The organism is Novosphingobium sp. CCH12-A3 (assembly GCF_001556015.1).
GTDB lineage: Bacteria > Pseudomonadota > Alphaproteobacteria > Sphingomonadales > Sphingomonadaceae > Novosphingobium > Novosphingobium subterraneum.
Map to the genome: position 1 here is coordinate 1 of NZ_LSIA01000045.1, position 541 is coordinate 541.

Here is a 541-nt window from a genome sequence, read left to right on the forward strand (position 1 = left end):
CCACGATACGACGCGCATCGGCTTGTTCGAATTTCTTGGCTTGGAGCCGGGGCTTGCCCGCCTCGATCTTGGCGGCGGACAGGTAGCCCGCACGCGCGCGGACGCGGGTGCGGCAATCGAACGGATTGCCTGGGCGGTGCAGTGCGAGGTGTCCGTCGTGCAGGCCACCCTCGTTCCGGCTAGCGGTGAGTATCTGTTGCCGCCGCGCGGGCGCCATTATGGCTGTCTGAAATGCTGGCTCGAATTCCACCTGGCAGGCAAGCCGCTGGTGATCCTGCGCGAATGGACGCTTCGGCAAAGCTGGCTCTGCCGCAAGCATCAGGCCTTGCTGGTCGATCTGCGCGATGTGCCGCGCCGCGCCGTCGGGGTGATCGATCTTGCTTCACTGCGCCGCCTTGCTGCGGTGTCAGTGCGTGCACTTGAGCTGCTCGGCTTCGCCGAACCCCGTCTGCTCGGCAACCGTCATGCCGCACTGAAGCTGCTGGGGCAGGGCGCTGCCGAGCGTCCGCCGCCCGGGCTCGATGCCTACATGCGCGAGTTC

Annotated in this window: 1 pseudogene; it reads left to right on the plus strand. The window is 66.7% G+C overall.

Annotated features, from left to right (window positions below):
* Window positions 1-541 (plus strand): annotated as a pseudogene (locus AX703_RS27740) (hypothetical protein); the annotation flags it as partial.